General features: G+C 68.1%; 16 protein-coding genes. 10 read left to right on the top strand and 6 right to left on the bottom strand.

From position 1 onward, the window contains the following. Positions 1-371 precede the first annotated feature (371 nt). Both MJ605_RS05655 and MJ605_RS05650 read left to right on the top strand, forming a co-directional pair. Positions 372-818, top strand: a complete 447-nt coding sequence (locus MJ605_RS05655) for an RHS repeat-associated core domain-containing protein (protein WP_243040093.1) — start codon at positions 372-374, stop codon at positions 816-818. 237 nt (positions 819-1,055) lie between these two features. Next, positions 1,056-1,403: an FxLYD domain-containing protein gene (locus tag MJ605_RS05650; RefSeq protein WP_243040092.1), complete on the top strand. Its 348-nt coding sequence runs from the start codon at positions 1,056-1,058 to the stop codon at positions 1,401-1,403. A gap of 40 nt (positions 1,404-1,443) precedes the next feature. Here the strand turns inward: MJ605_RS05650 and MJ605_RS05645 are convergent, their stop codons facing one another. The 3 genes from MJ605_RS05645 to MJ605_RS05635 form a co-directional block, all read right to left on the bottom strand. Beyond that, entirely contained in the window at positions 1,444-1,959 is a 516-nt protein-coding gene (locus MJ605_RS05645; protein ID WP_243040091.1) for an HPP family protein, read from the bottom strand. A 31-nt stretch (positions 1,960-1,990) separates the two neighbouring features. Next, complete coding sequence (locus MJ605_RS05640; protein ID WP_243040090.1) at positions 1,991-2,632, bottom strand: glutathione S-transferase N-terminal domain-containing protein; 642 nt, start codon at positions 2,630-2,632, stop codon at positions 1,991-1,993. Between the two features lie 238 nt (positions 2,633-2,870). Continuing rightward, positions 2,871-3,770, bottom strand: a complete 900-nt coding sequence (locus tag MJ605_RS05635; RefSeq protein WP_243040089.1) for a LysR family transcriptional regulator — start codon at positions 3,768-3,770, stop codon at positions 2,871-2,873. A 152-nt stretch (positions 3,771-3,922) separates the two neighbouring features. On the opposite strand from MJ605_RS05635, the gene MJ605_RS05630 reads away from it, so the two are divergent. From MJ605_RS05630 to MJ605_RS05595, 8 genes are all read left to right on the top strand, one after another. Continuing rightward, complete coding sequence (locus MJ605_RS05630) at positions 3,923-4,522, top strand: gamma-glutamylcyclotransferase (protein ID WP_243040088.1); 600 nt, start codon at positions 3,923-3,925, stop codon at positions 4,520-4,522. A 138-nt stretch (positions 4,523-4,660) separates the two neighbouring features. After that, positions 4,661-5,902, top strand: coding sequence for an ergothioneine biosynthesis protein EgtB (gene egtB / locus MJ605_RS05625; RefSeq protein WP_243040087.1), 1,242 nt, complete (start codon positions 4,661-4,663; stop codon positions 5,900-5,902). A gap of 1 nt (position 5,903) precedes the next feature. Next, positions 5,904-6,872, top strand: a complete 969-nt coding sequence (egtD, locus tag MJ605_RS05620; protein ID WP_243040086.1) for an L-histidine N(alpha)-methyltransferase — start codon at positions 5,904-5,906, stop codon at positions 6,870-6,872. Between the two features lie 66 nt (positions 6,873-6,938). Continuing rightward, on the top strand, positions 6,939-8,477 hold the full coding sequence (locus MJ605_RS05615) for an MFS transporter (protein WP_243040085.1): 1,539 nt from the start codon (positions 6,939-6,941) through the stop codon (positions 8,475-8,477). A gap of 268 nt (positions 8,478-8,745) precedes the next feature. Further along, positions 8,746-9,924: an efflux RND transporter periplasmic adaptor subunit gene (locus MJ605_RS05610; RefSeq protein ID WP_279237449.1), complete on the top strand. Its 1,179-nt coding sequence runs from the start codon at positions 8,746-8,748 to the stop codon at positions 9,922-9,924. 11 nt (positions 9,925-9,935) lie between these two features. Further along, entirely contained in the window at positions 9,936-13,127 is a 3,192-nt protein-coding gene (locus MJ605_RS05605; RefSeq protein WP_243040084.1) for an efflux RND transporter permease subunit, read from the top strand. A 10-nt stretch (positions 13,128-13,137) separates the two neighbouring features. After that, positions 13,138-14,661 carry an efflux transporter outer membrane subunit gene (locus tag MJ605_RS05600; protein WP_243040083.1) on the top strand — a complete coding sequence of 508 codons (1,524 nt, stop codon included), beginning with the start codon at positions 13,138-13,140 and terminating at the stop codon, positions 14,659-14,661. 13 nt (positions 14,662-14,674) lie between these two features. Next, the gene (locus MJ605_RS05595; RefSeq protein WP_243040082.1) at positions 14,675-14,980 is read left to right on the top strand and encodes a LysR family transcriptional regulator; all 306 of its coding nucleotides are present in this window, start codon (positions 14,675-14,677) and stop codon (positions 14,978-14,980) included. Positions 14,981-15,030: 50 nt separating this feature from the next. Here the strand turns inward: MJ605_RS05595 and MJ605_RS05590 are convergent, their stop codons facing one another. The 3 genes from MJ605_RS05590 to MJ605_RS05580 all read right to left on the bottom strand — a co-directional run bounded on the left by MJ605_RS05590 (position 15,031) and on the right by MJ605_RS05580 (position 17,211). After that, positions 15,031-15,873, bottom strand: a complete 843-nt coding sequence (locus MJ605_RS05590) for a helix-turn-helix domain-containing protein (protein ID WP_243040081.1) — start codon at positions 15,871-15,873, stop codon at positions 15,031-15,033. 189 nt (positions 15,874-16,062) lie between these two features. Next, positions 16,063-16,620, bottom strand: coding sequence for a carboxymuconolactone decarboxylase family protein (locus tag MJ605_RS05585; protein WP_243040080.1), 558 nt, complete (start codon positions 16,618-16,620; stop codon positions 16,063-16,065). A gap of 84 nt (positions 16,621-16,704) precedes the next feature. Beyond that, on the bottom strand, positions 16,705-17,211 hold the full coding sequence (locus MJ605_RS05580) for a gluconokinase (RefSeq protein ID WP_243040079.1): 507 nt from the start codon (positions 17,209-17,211) through the stop codon (positions 16,705-16,707). Positions 17,212-17,276 lie beyond the last annotated feature (65 nt).

Below are 17,276 nucleotides of genomic sequence, written 5' to 3'. Positions count from 1 at the left end.
CAACGACGCGGCCACTTATGCTTTAAAGAACAGAAGGTGACTTGCAAGTCCCTTGGTCCAAGGGGCAGTTTCGGTACACCGCTGAAACGTGCCCAAACTATGGCGACTCTTGTAAAGACTCCTTCGGGAACCTGGAAAGCAGTTATCCGCAAGCAGGGGTGGCCGACCGCTGCAAAGACGTTTCGCACGAAACGTGACGCGGAAGACTGGGCGCGCCAGAGGACCAGATGGTCCGCGGTGTATTCATCGATCGCGCACCTACTGAACGAATGACATTTGGTGTGGCGTTGGATCGCTACCCCGCCGAGGTCACGCCTACCAAGAAAGAATCAACGCAACGCGCCGAAAGGCTTAAGGCTGCCTAGTTGCGCTTGTTCTTCGAAAAGTACTCGCTGGCAGCCATCAATGCTGAATTAGTTGCCCGCTATCGCGACCACAGGCTGGGCGAAGGCAAGAAGCCCAATACCGTCCGACTAGAACTGGCCTTGGCCAGCCACATGTTCACAACGGCTACCCGCGACTACGTCATGCTCGGTAGTCTGCCGGTGGCGGTGGTGGATACCACCGGGGTGACGAGCACGATCAGCTATGTCACCGCTGATGGGTCAAATACCCCGCGAGCCATTGCTGATGGCAATGGCAACACGCTCTGGCAGTGGAGCTATCAGGGCAACCCGTTTGGTGGACAGCCGCCCACCTCGACCACCGGTTTCGTCTACAACCCGCGTTTCCCCGGCCAGTACTACGATGCCGAGAGTGGTCTTGTCGACAATGGTTACCGCGACTACGTACCGATGTCACGTGCCAGGAGCAGTTGATGAGCTACGCCATGCGCATGGTCCAGGTGAAGTCTTGGTCCGGCGTGATGGCGCTCACCTGCCATCCCCTTCGTCCATGGCTGGGCATGCGATAAATGCCCGCGATATGGAACCGGGCCCACAATGCCGGGCGCGGGCGGCGGGTATGATGCGCGCCCCCACGGTGGCGGCGCCGGGCCGAAGCTTCGCGGCCTGCCCGTTTGGTCCTCCCGTCCTGAAACGTCCTGAAAGAAGTCGATGAATCTCCGTCTGACCTTATCGTTGATGCTGCTTGGTGTTGGCTTGGCCTCGTCGCCCACGCGGGCCGGCACGCCTCCGAAACATGGCCTGCACGTCGGGGCCTATCGCGTCGAGCGCGACGTGAAACCCGGACGCAACAAGGTGGTGGGAACGCTGTCCAATGCGGGCCGCGCGCGGGTGCGCACGGTAAGGATCAGCTTCCGGCTGTTCGATGCCAGGGGACATGCGATCGGGCGTGCGACGGCCGAGGCGCATGACCTCGCGCCCGGCCAGGTGTGGAAGTTCCATGCGCCCGCGCGGGGCAATGTGAGCCGGGCGCGGCTGCTGCAGGTCGAGGCCCGGTAGCCCGGGGCACCGGCCTACCGGTCTGGCGTCGCCGGATAAGTCATGGGCGCCGCGCCGGATCGAAAAACGGGCGGGCGAGACGGTTCAAGCCGATGGAAACGCCCACGAGCACGGCGGAGCTCAGCATCACCTTGTCGACCACGAAGGCCAGGCTTGCCGGCCATGGCTGGGCGCCCAGTGATACGGCCAGCAGCGCGAGGCCGCCGCTGGGAGGATGGATGGTTCGCAGCATGCCCATCGCGGCCACCGCCAGGGCCAGGGCCGTGGCGCTGGCGAATACCGGGGAGGCGATAAGGTGGGGCACCGCCAGGCCGATCGCCGCGGCGACGGTATTGGCGATCATCACCGTCCAGGGTTGGGCATAGCGGCTTCCGGGGGCCACCAGCATCAGCAGGGCCGAGGCTCCCATGGGCGCGACCAGCAGCGAGGCGTCGGGTGGCCGGTCCAGCAGCAGCGGTGGAAGGTAGCCCACCGCCGCGATGTTCAGGAACAGCGCCGCCGCAAGCCAGTACAGCCGGACGCCATCGTGGCTGGCGCTGGACGGTGCGGCGGACATGGCCGGTGCCTTCTGTGTTCCCGGGCGCCGGTCACGCGGCCCGGGCCACGTGGGCGGCCACCGTTTCCGCTTCCTCCCGCAGCGCCTTCTGCACGGACGGGCGGGCATCGATGCGGGCCTGGTAGGCCATCAGGTTCTTCAGGTGGGAGATTTCCGCGCCCGAGCGCTTGTGCCACATCGTGGCCCAGACGTAGGCATCCAGGATGGTGAAGCCGTCGCCCGTCAGGTAGGGGCGGCCGTCGGCCAGCAGCGTGTCCAGCGCGGTGTAGCCGTTGACGAGCTTGGCGCGGTTGAACGCCGTGCCTTCCTCGGTCAGCAGCTTGCGCATCAGCGGGATGTGCTTCTGGGCCAGCTCGGTGGCGGTGAACACCAGCAGCTGTTCCAGCTTCCAGCGCTCCGGCGTCCCGCGCGCGGGGGCCAGGCGCGCGTCCTTGTCGAAGCGGTCCGCCAGGTACGACAGGATGACCACCGTTTCGGTCAGCCGGTCCTGGTCCGGCGTGTCGAGCTCGAGCACGGGCACGTAACCCTGCTTGTTGACGTGCGAGAAATCGCCGCCGTTGGACAGCGACTTGTCGTACACGTTGTAGTGGACCAGCTCAAGGTCGAGGCCCAGTTCGTTGGCGATGACCTGGACAGCCTGCGAGCAGGTGGCTTCGGCGATGTAGAGCTTCATGGCGGGAAACCTCGATGGCATGTCGCCGGCCCCGGTGGGGCCCGTCGCGATGGGCTCAATCTAGGCTTCTCGCCTGGGGCGATAAACGGCCTTATCTGATCCTGACTGTATGCATTGAAGATACAATTCGGACCACAGCCCCGTGCCGTGGCGCCTGCGGCGGGCTATCGGGCGCAGCCGCGCCTTAGAGCCTGTTCACGATCTCCACGTAGCCCGCGCGGAGATCGTGAACAGGCTCTTAGCGCAGGAACGCCACCAGCTGCTCGAGCACGACGCGGGTCCGGGATGGCATGCGGTGCCCCAACGGAATCAGCGCATGCACCGGCGGCCCCGGCACGTCGGCGTCCGGAAGCACGTGCACCAGCCGTCCGCTGTCCACCAGCGGCCTGGCCACGCGGTCGAAGATCTGCGAGATGCCGAAACCCTGGACGGTGGCGTCGATCAGGGCCTGGCCGTCGGCGACCACCAGGGCGGGGCTGGGCGCGATCTCGCGGACGGTGCTGCCGTCCTTGACGCTCCAGGGGCGCAGTCGCCCCGACGAGGCGCGGAAGATGGCGGCGTCGTGCGTGCTCAGGTCGGCCACGGCCGCGACTTCGCCCTTGCGCGCCAGGTAGGAAGGCGCGGCGTACAGGCCGTTGCTCAGCTGGCACAGCTTGCGCACGACCATGTCGCTGTCGGGGGGCAATTCCCCGATGCGCACGACGATGTCCCAGCCTTCCGCGACCGGGTCCGACATGCGGTCGCTGAAGGCGAGCTCCAGGGATATCAGGGGATGGCGTTCGCGCAGCTCGGCCAGCGTGGCGAGGAACAGCCGTCCGAAACCCGCGGGCAGGTCGACGCGGACCTTGCCGATGGGCTCGGCCCGCCGCGCGGCCAGCGCCTGCTCGGCATCGCGCAGTCCGGCGAGCGCGGCCTGGGAGGCCTGCAGGTAGATTTCGCCGTCCTCCGTCAGGTGGACCGCGCGCGTGGTGCGCTGGAACAGCTTCGTGCCCAGCCGGGCCTCCAGCCGCTGCACGGCCTTGCCGACGTTCGACTTGCTGGTCGCGAGGTTCTCGGCGGCGCGCGTGAAGCTGCCGGTCTGGGCAACGGCGGTGAAGGCCACGATCTCCGCGACGGAGGCATCGGCACGCTCGTTCATTGTGTCCTCCTGGGCGCCAAAGAGTATCTGGCTGGCCTGTTTATCGGTCAATCGGCAGAAAATACCATGCCGGCATGTTGACGAGAGACCTCATCGCTTCCGGCAGGTACCTGGATCTCCTCGAGAATGGCGGGAAGGATGGGTTATGGAGCATGCGGCAGATCGAGGCGTCGCTGGAAGCGACCTTGGCCGCCCGGCCGGCGGAAAGTGCTGAAACCTGGGTGTTCGCCTATGGGTCCCTGATCTGGAACCCGATGATCCACTACGACGCCCGGGCCTGGGCGACGCTGCCGGGCTGGCGCCGTTGCTTCAACCTGCGGATGACGCTCGGGCGGGGCAGCGAGGCGCGCCCGGGCCGGATGCTGGCCATCGAGCCCGCGGACGGCGCGATCCGTGGCGTGGCCCTGCGCATCCCGCCCGCTCGCCTGCGGGAGGAACTGGACCTGCTCTGGCGGCGGGAGATGCTGACCGGTGCCTACGAACCCGCCTGGGCCACCGTGGGGCTGGACGATGGCAGGCAGGTCGCCGCGATCATTTTCGCCAGCAATCCCCGCCATCCCGCCTACGAGAAGGACCACTCGGTGGTCACCGTGGCGCCGCTGGTCGCGCAGGCGTACGGCCCTTATGGCAGCAACGCCGAGTACGTGCTGCGGCTCCAGCAGGAACTGTGGCACGCCTGCGCCGCCGACGAGGACGTCGAGGCGCTGGCGCAGGCATTGCGCCGGCACATGGCGCAACGGGAAGGCGGGTGAGCCGCGCCGGCGGTACGTGGCCGTGGGTCACTGTCTCCCGCGGAGCGACAAGGCGTCGCCGGTTCTCTGATTTATCGCCGCCTTCCCACGGCGAATACTCCTTGGGATCAGGCCCATGGCCGCGATCCACCCCACGACATGAATGCATTGCGAAACGATGCTCCCGCGCGCACCCGGATGCTGGAGCACTACGGCCAGGTGCGTGCCGCGACCTTGCACCGGGCATCGCCGCTGAGCGAGGAGGACCAGGCCGTGCAATCCATGCCGGAGGCCAGCCCGACCAAGTGGCATCTCGGGCACACCACGTGGTTCGCCGAGAAGTTCGTGCTGCAGCCCTTCGCGGCCGCGTACCGCGCCGTCGACAGGCGTTACGACGCGATCTTCAACTCGTACTACGACGCGCTGGGCGCGCGGGTAGCGCGGGCCGACCGTGGCCTGCTGTCCCGTCCGTCGCTGGCCGAGGTGCTCGATTACCGGCGCATCGTCGACGAGGCGGTCCTCGCCCTGCTGGACGAGGTATCCGACGCCCGCTGGCCCGCGCTCGAACGCGCGCTGATCCTGGCGCTGAACCACGAGGAGCAGCACCAGGAGCTGATGCTCACCGACATACTCCATGCCTTCTCGCGGCATCCGCAGTTGCCCGCCTACGGGCCTGCGCCCAGGCCGTACCTGGCGGAAGAGGCCGCGCCCATGCGCTGGATCGGGCACGCCGGCGGTCTCGCCACCATCGGGCGGCGCGCCTCCGGCACTTCCTTCGCCTTCGACAATGAGTCGCCGCCGCACAAGGTCTACCTGCAGCCCTTCGCCGTGGCGCACCGCCTGGTCACCTGCGGCGAGTTTGCCGATTTCGTGGCTGACGGCGGCTATGAGGAGCCGCGCCATTGGCTGGCCGATGGCTGGCGGGTCGTCCAGTCGGAAGGCTGGAAGCACCCCCTCTATTGGATACCTCGCGACGATCCCCGGATCGAGCCCGCGGGCCACGACTGGCATGTGTTCGGATGGTCGGGCGCGCAGCCCATGCAGCCGTCGGCTCCCGTCACGAACGTCAGCTTCTATGAGGCCGATGCCTATGCGCGCTGGCGGGGCAGCCGGTTGCCGACGGAGTTCGAGTGGGAGGCTGCCTCGTCGCTGCGTGGCATGCAGCAGTTGATCGGCTATGCGTGGCAGTGGACGCGCTCCTCGTACGACCCTTATCCCGGTTTCAGGCCGTGGAGCGGCCTGGCCGCGGAGTACAACGGGAAGTTCATGAGCGGCCAGATGGTGCTGCGCGGCAGCAGCGCCGCCACGCCGCTGGGCCACGCGAGGCCCAGCTACCGCAATTATTTCCCGCCGGCCGCGCGATGGCAGTTCGCGGGCATCCGGCTGGCGCGGGTGGCATGACATGCTGACGACGGCAACGACATCCACGGCGGCGCGCCTGCCCTCCGGCGAGCGCGGCGCCTTCGCGCGCGACCTCGTCGCGGGCCTGGGCAGCCGCCCACGCACCATCGCCGCCAAGTATTTCTACGATGCGGAAGGATCGGCGCTGTTCGAGCGGATCTGCCGCACGCCGGAGTATTACCCGGCGCGCGTGGAGACACGGATACTCGCCGAGCATGCCCGCGAGATGGCCGGCATGATCGGCGCCGACGCCGACCTCGTGGAGTTCGGCGCGGGATCGCTCGAAAAGATCCGCCTTCTGCTCGGCGGCATGGACGCGGCATCGGCCTCCCTGCGCTACGTGCCGGTCGACATCTCGCGGGACCACCTGGCCGGCGCCGCCGCGGCGCTCCAGGCGATCCATCCGGCGCTCCGGATCGTTCCGGTGGCGGCGGACTTCACGCAGCCGTTCGCACTGCCCGACGGGCGCCGCCGGGTGGGCTTCTTCCCGGGCTCGACGCTCGGGAACTTCCATGGCGCGGAGGCCAGGGCCCTGTTGCGCCGGTTCGCCGGCCTGCTGCGCGGGGGCGGGCTGTTGCTCGGCATCGACCTGGTGAAGGACCCCGCCATGCTCCACGCGGCCTACAACGACGCCGGCGGCGTGACGGCGGCCTTCAACCTCAACTTGCTGGCACGCGCCAACCGCGAGCTTGGCGCGGACTTCGACCTGCGCGCCTTCCACCATTACGCCTGCTACCAGCCCATGACGAGGCGCGTGGAGATGCACCTCGTCAGCGCGAAGGCGCAACGGGTCACCGTCGGCGGGCGCCGCTTCGCCTTCGCCGAGGGCGACGCCATCCACACCGAGAACTCCTACAAGTACAGCATCGAGGCGGTGCGGGAGCTGGCCAGCGCGTCGGGCTTCCGGCCGGCGGCGTGCTGGACCGATCCGGAGCGGCTCTTCAGCGTGCACTGGCTCGAAACCCTCTAGCGAAGCGCCGCCCATCCTCCACGCCGCGAGCGGCCTCGCCGCCGTGGCCCCTATCGACGACATGCCATGACATCGCACATCCAAGCACACACCCGGCGGGACAGCCTGGTGATCCTAGGCGCGGTCTGCCTTTCGGCCCTCGTGCTGCCGCTGAGCTTCACCGGCGGCGCCGTGGCGACGCCCGCCATCGGCCGCGAGTTCGGCGGCGATCCCGCCGGCCTGGCGTGGATCACCAATGCCTTCATGCTGAGTTTCGGCAGCCTGTTGATGGCCGCCGGCTCCCTGGCGGACCAGTTCGGGCGCAAGCGGCTCTTCGCGTTCGGCATCTCGCTGTTCAGCGTGGTGTCGCTCGCGCTGGCGGCCAGTCCCAGCGTGTGGATGCTCGACGTGCTGCGCGCGGTGCAGGGCGTCGCGGCCGCCGCCGCGCTCGCCAGCGGCACGGCCGCGCTGGCGCAGGAGTTCGACGGCCCCGGCCGCGCGCGGGCCTTCAGCATGCTGGGTACGACCTTCGGCGTCGGCCTGGCGTTCGGCCCGCTCGTCGCGGGCGGCCTGATCGACCTGTTCGGATGGCGCTCGATCTTCGTGCTGACCGCCGTCCTGGGCGGCCTGTCGCTGGCCTTCGGCGTGCCCAGGATGCGGGAGACGCGCGACCCCGGCGCGCAGGGCCTGGACTGGCCGGGCGCCCTCAGCTTCACCGCCACCCTCGTGCTGTTCACCTGCGCGGTGATCCAGGCGCCCGAGAGCGGCTGGCTGAATCCCTGGGTGGTGCTTGCGCTGGCCGGGTCGGCGCTGTGCCTGGCCGCCTTCATCAAGATCGAAGGCCGGGTGGCGCGGCCGATGCTCGACCTGAGCCTGTTCCGGCTGGGGCGTTTCGTGGGCGTGCAGATCCTGCCGATCGGCACCTGCTTCGCCTACATCGTGCTGGTGGTGATGCTGCCGCTGCGGTTCGTCGGCGTGGAAGGGCTCAGCGAGATCCGCGCCGGCCTGCTGATGGTCGCGCTCTCCCTGCCCATGCTCGTCGTGCCCATCGTCGTGGCGACGCTCACGCGCTGGATCTCCGCGGGCGTCCTGGCCGGCGTCGGCTTCCTGGTCGCCGCCGCGGGACTGCATTGGCTCAGCCTGTTCGAGGCGGGCGACGCCCTGTCCGCGCTGGTCGCGCCCATGGCGGTCATCGGCGTGGGCGCCGGCATGCCATGGGGCCTGATGGACGGCTTGTCGGTGAGCGTGGTGCCGAAGGAGCGCGCCGGCATGGCGGCGGGCATCTTCAACACCGCCCGCGTGGCCGGCGAGGGCGTGACCCTCGCGATCGTCGGCGCCCTCCTGGCGGGCCTGGTCCGTTCCCACCTGGACGCGGCCGCTATGGGCCTGCCGCCCGCCGCAGTGGCCGAAGCGGCGCATCGCGTGGCCACCGGCGACCTGGCGCATGCGGTGAAGACCCTGCCCGGGATGGCCCCGGGCGTGCTGGCGTCGAGCTACGCGGACGCGTTCCAGAGCCTGCTGCACATCCTCACGGCGATCACGGTGCTGTCGGCGCTGGTGGTCTTCGCCTTCCTGGCCAGGCCGGTGCGGGCAGCCAGCCCGGCCCTCGCCGACGAGCAGGCCTGAAGAGCTGGCCATGCCCAAGGGCGCCCCTCGCGCGCCCCTCCCGGCCTCCCCTGCGACCGTAGGAAGGGGGGGCCTGTGGTCACGATTTTGAACAGGCTCTCAAGCGCTTATTGACGCTTCTTGTTCTACAAAGAAACGACATGGGTGCTGTTTATCCACGCTGGGGCGAAAGCGATGATGCGCATCGTCCAGCGTAGGCACCCCCAGCGACTCGTCCGGGACCTGCGGCTGAACCCGTCCATCCCACGTTCCCGTTCCAGGAGTTGCTATGTCCACCCCACGCAAACGGCTGTCCATCGCCCTTGCCGCCCTCTTCGTCGCCGCCGGTGCCATGGGCATCTACGCGGTGCACGGGCAGGGTGGCGAGGCTCACGCGGCCGCCATCGCCGGAACCGCACCCGCGGTCCAGGTCGATGTCGCGGACGTCCTCTATCACCCCATCACGGAATGGCAGTCCTATTCCGGGCGTCTCGAGGCGATCCAGCGCGTCGAGATCCGCCCGCAGGTCTCCGGCCGCATCGTGGCCATCCCGTTCAAGGACGGCGCGCTCGTCGGCAAGGGCGAGGTCCTCTTCGTGATCGATCCCGAGCCGTACCAGGCCGCCGTGGACCGCGCGGCCGGCGAGGTCGCCGCGGCGGAGGCGCGCATGGCCTACGCGGGTTCCGACGCCGCCCGCGCGGACCGGCTGATCCAGAGCAATGCGATCGCCCGCCGCGACTACGACGAAAAGCAGAACGCCTCACGCGAGGCCAGCGCCAACCTGAAGGCCGCCCGCGCCGCCCTGGAGGCGGCCCGCATCGACCTGGCGCGGACCCGCGTGGCGGCGCCCGTGGCCGGCCGCGTCTCGCGCGCGGAACTGACCATCGGCAACGTCGTCACCGCGGGCGCCAATGCGCCGGTGCTGACCACGCTGGTGTCGGTCGCGCCCATCTACGCCTCGTTCAACGTCGACGAGCAGACCTATCTGCAATACCTGCGCAAGAACGCCCATGGCGACGTCCCCGTCGATCTTGGCCTGGCGGACGAGGACGGCTATTCGCGCAAGGGCGTGGTCGATTCGGTCGACAACCACCTGGACACCACCTCCGGCACGATCCGCGTGCGCGCGCGCTTCGACAACGCCGATGGGGCGCTGCTGCCCGGCCTGTACGCGCGCATCAAGGTCGGCGGGGCCGCGCCGCATCCGGCCATCCTGGTGGACGACTCGGCCATCGGCACGGACCAGGCCAAGAAGTACGTCCTGGTCGTCGACCAGGCCAACACGGTCCATTACCGCGAGGTGACGCTCGGTGGCATCAACGAGGGCCTTCGCATCATCACGTCCGGCCTGCGGCCGAACGAACGCATCGTCGTCAATGGCGTCCAGCGCACCAAGCCCGAGGAAACCGTGCAGCCCACCGTGGTGAAGATGGCTGCCGGCACGGGCGCCGCGGCGCCTTCCGCCTGAGGAATACGGCCATGAACCTATCCAAGTTCTTTATCGACCGGCCGATCTTCGCCGCGGTGCTGTCCGCGGTGATCTTCCTCGCCGGACTCATCGCGCTCACCAGGCTTTCCACGGGCGAATACCCGGAAGTGGTGCCGCCGTCCGTGCTGGTGCACGCGCAATACCCCGGCGCCAACCCCAAGGTCATCGCCGAGACCGTCGCCGCGCCTATCGAGGAGCAGATCAACGGCGTGGAGGACATGCTCTACATGCAGTCGCAGGCCAACAGCGACGGCAACATGACCACCACGGTGACGTTCAAGCTCGGCACCGATCCGGACAAGGCCGCGCAGCTCGTGCAGAACCGCGTGAACCAGGCGCTGCCGCGTCTCCCCGAAGACGTGCAGCGCCTGGGCGTGACGACGGTGAAGTCCTCGCCCACGTTGACCATGGGCGTGAACATCGTGTCGCCCAATGGCAAGTACGACCTGACCTACCTGCGCAACTACGCGCTCATCAACGTCAAGGATCGCCTGTCGCGTATCCAGGGCATTGGCGAGGTGGCGCTGTGGGGCGCCGGCGACTACGCCATGCGCGTGTGGCTCGATCCGCAGAAGGTCGCCGAGAAGGGCATGACGGCATCGGACGTGGTCGCCGCCATCCGCGAACAGAATGTCCAGGTGGCCGCCGGCATCATCGGCGCGCCGCCGATGCCGCGCGGCGTGCCGCTGCAGTTGAGCGTCAACGCCCAGGGCCGCCTGAAGTCGGAGCAGGAGTTCCGCGACATCATCCTCAAGACCTCTCCCGATGGCGCGGTGACGCGGCTGTCGGACGTGGCCCGCGTGGAGCTGTCGTCGTCCGAGTTTGCCTTGCGCGCCATGCTGGACGACAAGCAGGCCGTGCAGCTGGTGATCTTCCAGCAGCCGGGCGCCAATTCGCTGCAGATCTCCGACGACGTCCGTGCCGCCATGGCCGAGATGCAGAAGGACATGCCCGATGGCGTGAAGTACGACATCGTGTATGACCCCACCCAGTTCGTCCGCGAGAGCATCGACGCGGTGGTCCACACGCTGTTCGAGGCCATCGCGCTGGTGGTGCTGGTGGTCATCGTGTTCCTGCAGACCTGGCGCGCCTCGCTGATTCCTCTGCTGGCCGTGCCGGTGTCCATCGTAGGCACGTTCTCCCTGATGCTGGGCTTCGGCTTCACCATCAATGCGCTGTCGCTGTTCGGCATGGTGCTGGCGATCGGCATCGTGGTGGACGACGCCATCGTCGTGGTCGAGAACGTCGAGCGAAACATCGCCAACGGATTGTCGCCGCGGGATGCGACCTACCAGGCCATGCGCGAGGTCAGCGGGCCGATCATCGCCATCGCCCTGACGCTGGTCGCCGTGTTCGTGCCGCTGGCCTTCATGTCCGGCCTCACGGGCCAGTTCTACCAGCAGTTCGCGATGACGATCGCCATTTCCACGGTGATCTCGGCCTTCAACTCGCTCACGCTGTCGCCCGCGCTCGCCGCTCTGTTGCTCAAGGGCCACGATGCGCCCAAGGACAAGCTGAGCCTGGTGATCGAAAAGGTGTTCGGCCGCTTCTTCCATGCGTTCAACCGCCTGTTCAATCGCGGCTCGGAGGCTTACGGATCGGCGACGTCCCGCGTCATTCAACGCAAGGCCGCGATGCTCGTGGTCTACGGCGCATTGCTGGCCGGCGCGGTGTTGCTGGGCAAGACGGTGCCGGGTGGCTTCGTGCCGGCGCAGGACAAGGACTACCTGGTCAGCATCGCCCAGCTTCCGGCCGGCTCGTCGCTGGACCGCACCGAAGACGTGATCCGCAAGATGGGCGAGATCGCCCTCAGGCAGCCGGGCGTGGAGCGCGTCACCCAGTTCCCCGGCCTGTCCGTCAATGGCCTGACCAACTCGTCCAGCAGCGGCCTCGTGTTCCCGATCCTCAAGCCGTCGAAGCATCGCGGCAAGGGCGAGTCGGCCGCCGAGATCGCGGCGGCGCTCAACGCGAAGTACGCCGCCGAGATCAAGGGCGCGCAGATCGCCACCTTCCCGCCGCCGCCGGTGTCGGGCCTGGGCACGCTGGGCGGCTTCAAGCTGCAGATCGAGGATCGCGGCGCGCTGGGCTACGAGGCGCTCAACGCGGCGACGCAGGCCTTCATGAAGAAGGCGGCGCAGGCGCCCGAACTGGGCCCGATGTTCACCAGTTACCAGATCAACGTTCCGCAGCTCAATGTCGATCTGGACCGCGTCAAGGCCAAGCAGCTCGGCGTGAACATCACGGATGTGTTCGAGACGATGCAGATCTACCTGGGCTCGCTCTACGTCAACGACTTCAACCAGTTCGGCCGTGTCTACCAGGTGCGTGCGCAGGCGGATGCCCCGTTCCGCGCCACCGCTGCCGACATTGGCCTGCTCAAGACGCGCAACGCCGCCGGCGACATGGTGCCGCTGTCGTCGCTGGTGAAGGTCTCGCCGACGTACGGCCCGGAGATGGTGGTGCGCTACAACGGCTTCACCGCCGCCGACATCAATGGCGGTCCGGCGCCGGGTTATTCGTCCGGCCAGGCCAAGGCCGCGGTGGAACGCATTGCGGAGGAAACGCTGCCGCGCGGCATCAAGTTCGAATGGACCGACCTGACCTACCAGCAGATCCTCGCCGGCAACTCCGCCCTGTGGGTGTTCCCGATCAGCGTATTGCTCGTCTACTTCGTGCTGGCTGCGATGTACGAAAGCCTGACGCTGCCGCTGGCCATCCTGCTGATCGTGCCGATGAGCATTCTGTCCGCGCTGTTCGGCGTGTGGCTGACCCACGGCGACAACAACATCTTTACCCAGATCGGCTTGATGGTGTTGGTGGGATTGTCGGCAAAGAACGCGATCCTGATCGTCGAGTTCGCGCGCGAGCTCGAGATGGACGGCCGCGGTGTCATCGAGGCCGCCATCGAGGCCAGCCGCCTTCGCCTGCGTCCCATCCTGATGACGTCCTTCGCTTTCATCATGGGCGTCATCCCGCTGGTCACCTCCACGGGCGCGGGTTCGGAAATGCGCCGCGCCATGGGCATCGCCGTGTTCTTCGGCATGCTCGGCGTCACCTTCTTCGGCCTGATGCTGACCCCTGTCTTCTACGTCCTTATCCGCAAGCTGTCCGGTTCGCAACGCATCGTGGACAAGCATGGCACGCATGCCCACCTGTCACCGGCCGCTCCGGTCACTGAATGAGGTGAATGCCATGAATGCCAAAACGTCCCTTCGCATGTTCAAGTTCTCCATCTCGCTGGCCGCATTGCTGGCGCTGGCCGGATGTTCCCTGGCGCCCACGTACAGTCGTCCCTCAATGGCGACGCCGCCGGCTTACAAAGAAGCCACCGGCATCTCCAACGACGAGCTGTTGGCGCCGGGCGAGACGGCCGGCACCTGGCAGGAGGCGCGCCCCGCTGAGGCTACGCCGCGCGGCGAGTGGTGGACCGTCTTCGAGGACAGCGCCTTGAATGACCTCGAGCGCCAGGCGCTCGAGGCCAACCAGGACCTGAAGGCGGCCGCCGCGCGGGTGAACGAAGCCCGCGCCATGACCCAGGTGGCCCGCAGCGCGCTGTTTCCCACGCTGGATGCCGGCCTTGGGCCGACCCGGCAGCAGGTGTCCGGCGCCTCGCAGTCGCTGCCGGCGGGGCAGACCGTTCCGCCGCAGACGCTGTGGCGCGCCCAGGGCAATATTTCGTACGAGGTGGATCTCTTTGGCCGCGTGGCTTCCAGCGTGAAGGCCGCCAAGGCGGACGCCGCGCGGAGCGAGGCCATGTTCCGCTCGGTGCAGCTCGCGCTGCAGGCCGACGTGGCGACGAACTATTTCAACCTGCGGGAGCTCGATGCGGAAGCGGCCGTGTTCCAGCAGGCGCTGAAGTATCGCGAGGAGGCGTTCGCGCTCGTCCAGCGGCGCTTCGACGAGGGCGACATCAGCGAGGTCGACGTGGCCCGCGCCAAGGCGGAACTGGAAAGCGCGCGCTCGGATGCCATGACCGTGCAGCGGCAGCGCGCCGCCTCCGAGCATGCGCTCGCCGTCCTGGTGGGCAAGCCGCCGGCCGATTTCTCGATGGCGCCGAAGCCACTCGAGTCCGTGCGCCTGCGCCTTCCCGCGGGCCTGCCTTCCACGCTGCTGGAGCGCCGACCGGACATCGCGGCGGCCGAGGATGCCATGCAGGCGGCCAACCAGCGCATCGGCATGGCGAGGGCCGCGTTCTTCCCCTCGCTGTCCCTGACCGGTACGGGCGGTTTCGAATCGTCCTCGCTGGGCAGCCTGTTCCATTGGTCGAGCCGCACGTTCCTGCTCGGGCCGCTGGTCGGCACCGCCTTGAACGTGCCGGTCTTCGATGGCGGCCGGCGCAAGGGCGACCTGGCCAACGCAAAGGCGACCTACGAGGAAGACGTGGCCAGGTACCGCCAGCAGGTGCTGGTGGCGTTCCGCGAGGTCGAGGACAGCCTGTCCGACCTGCGCATCCTGGATGACCAGACCCGCACCGCCGCCGCCGCCGTCCAATCCTCCACGCGCGCCGCGGAACTGCTGCGCAAGCAGTACGCGGAAGGTGCCGTGGCCTATCTCGACGTGCTGGATGCCGAGCGCACCGTGCTGCAGGCGCGCCGCTCGGAAGTCCAGCTTGCCGGCGTGCAGGCGAACGCGACGGTCAACCTGATCCGCGCGCTGGGCGGCGGCTGGGACGAAGCGCCCGCCGCCGACGGATCGACGGCGCAGGCAAGCCGTTGAGGGATGGCGACGTATGGACTGGTACACCGCCATGCTCAACTTCGTCCGCACCGTGGATACGGGTTCCCTGGCCGACGCGGCCAGGGAGCTCGACGTGGTGCCGTCGGCCATCTCCAAGTCCATCAGCCGGCTGGAGAAACGCGTCGGCGTGCCGCTGCTCAACCGGACGACCCGGACGATCGAGCCAACCGCAGCGGGCCGGGCGTTCCATGCCGAGGCGAAGCTGGCGGTGCAGATGACGCAGCATGCGCTCCGGACGATCGAGCCCATGGCGAAGCCGGGCGATACCCACACGATCCCGCGTGGGGCGCCAGCTTAGAGCCTGTTCACGATCTCCGCGCGGGCTACGTGGAGATCGTGAACAGGCTCTTAGGCCGCACCGGGACGCGAGGCGAAAAGTGCGAGATGGCGCGCCTCGGTGGCCTCGTCGGCGGGGAACATGCATTCGATGCGAAGCTCTTGCGCGGCCGCCGTTTGCGGAGTGCCTACCGTGGTGACCATCGAGAAATAGCGCAGGATGTCGCCCTTCCAGGCGAAGCCGATGGGCACGACCGGCATCGCCGGCGACGGCGACGCGTGGCGCGACTTCCAGTCGGCCGGCACCTCGGGATAGGCAAGCAGGGCTTCCAGCAGCTGCTGGGTGCCGCCATCGATCACATGGCCGACCGACTCGCGATGCACGCGTTGCAGCAGGCTCCGGGCGACGTCGGGCCAATCGGCCACGAACGGCCGCATCCCCCGCGGGTCGAACAGGAGATGCAGCATGTTGCGCGGCCCCTGGCGGGCCGCCATGTCGATGAAGCGGCCGAAGAAGCGCTGCGCCGCATCGTTGGTCATCAGCACGTTCCAGTGGCGGTCCATCACGATGGCCGGGAACGGTTCCTGCTGGCGGACCATGCGGTCCAGCGCCCGGGTGACGCCCTGCATCTCCTGCGCGTTCCATGGCGCTTCCGAATAGAGCGGCGCATAGCCGGCGGCAAGCAGCAGGGCGTTGCGCTCGCGCAATGGCACGTCGAGCGTCTGGGCGAGGTTGAGCACCGTATGGCGGCTCGGCACGCTGCGTCCGCTCTCGATGAAGCTGATCTGGCGCTGCGACAGATTCGCCTCGAGCGACAGCGCGAGCTGGCTCGCGCCGCGCACGCCCCGCCAGTAGCGCAATAGTCCGCCGAACTCGCTGGCCGGTGGTTTCGGCTTGGAAGAGAGGGTGTTCATCGGTACTCCTTAGAGCCTGTTCAACATCTCGGTGTTATCCCAGCCACCCCCTCCCAACCTCCCCCTGCACGCAGGGGGAGGAGCCAACAACATGCGCGCTCCGGCCCCTCCCCTGCGTGCAGGGGAGGGTTGGGGAGGGGTGCTCTGTGGCCACACCGAGATGCTGAACAGGCCCTTGGGACGGCTCTTTCATGGCGCCGGGGCGCGCCAGGCAAATGCCTGGAACGCTTCCTCCAGTGGCGGCCGGGCGATGCTGCCCGTGTAGTTGGTGATGGTGGAGGCGGCGACGACCGCGATGACTTCGAGCAATTGCTCCGCGCTGAATCCGGCATTGAAGAAGCGGTCCCGTTCCGGCACAGAGACGTGGCCGCGCTTCTCGATCAGGGCGCGCGCCAGCGCCGACAGCGCGGCCAGCCGCGCCTCGCCCGGCAGGCCGCCGTGCCGGATGGCCTCGACGTCGGCGGGTGGGACGCCCTGCTTCAGGGCGAGCGCGGTATGGAACGCGGCCGCCCATTCGCTGGCGTTGGTGACCGCATTGGTCAGCAGCAATACCTGGATCTGCCCCTCCGTGAGGCTGCTTGCGTGCACCTGCTGGAACAGGCCGACGAAACCCTTGAACAAGGGCGGCGAGGCGGCCATCGCGCCGGCGATGGCCGGGACGAAGCCGAACGCGGCCTGCAGTTGCTGTAGTGCGGGCCTGGACGGTGCCGGGGCCGAATCGATCGTAAGGACGGGATAGAGCGACATGGGATCTCCTTGGCGTTGCGGCCGAACGGCCGCGCGGACATCGAAGGTAGGATGGTTCCCGCGGCGCGCCAATGACATCCCATGTCATTGCCACCAGGCCATGATCCGCTCGACCAGGACAGCCACCGGGTCGGTGGCGTCCACGGTCAGTACGCGTGGTTCGCCGGTGGGCGGTTCGAGATCGCGGAACTGGCTTTCGACCAGCGTCGCCGGCATGAAATGGTGGGAACGCTGGGCGACGCGCCTGGCGGCTTCCTCGGGTGGCAACGCCAGAAAGACGAAGCCGAGCCCAGGTTCGGCGGCGCGCAGCACCTCGCGATAGCGGCGCTTGAGCGCCGAGCAGGTCAGCACGGTGCGGCGATGGCTGGCGACGGCATGCGCCAGTTCGCGCGCCAGGGCATCCAGCCAGTCCTGGCGATCGGCATCGGTCAGCGGCGTGCCGGACGCCATCTTGTGGATGTTGCGTTCCGGGTGGAAGGCGTCGCCCTCGATCAGGTGCGCGCCGAGGCGCTCGCACAAGGCGGTGGCGACGCTGCTCTTGCCGCAACCGGCCACGCCCATCGCCACGATGGCGCGCATGGTATTCGTCATGGATGGGTTCCCGCCGCATGTCACCACTGGCGGCATCGTAACCGCTGTGCGCGTGTTCCCGGCTT

The sequence above is a fragment of the Dyella sedimenti genome (genome assembly GCF_022760995.1).
GTDB classification, from domain to species: Bacteria; Pseudomonadota; Gammaproteobacteria; order Xanthomonadales; family Rhodanobacteraceae; genus Dyella; species Dyella sedimenti.
Note: the sequence above shows the minus strand (reverse complement) of the source record. Positions and strands in the feature narration are given on the sequence as shown.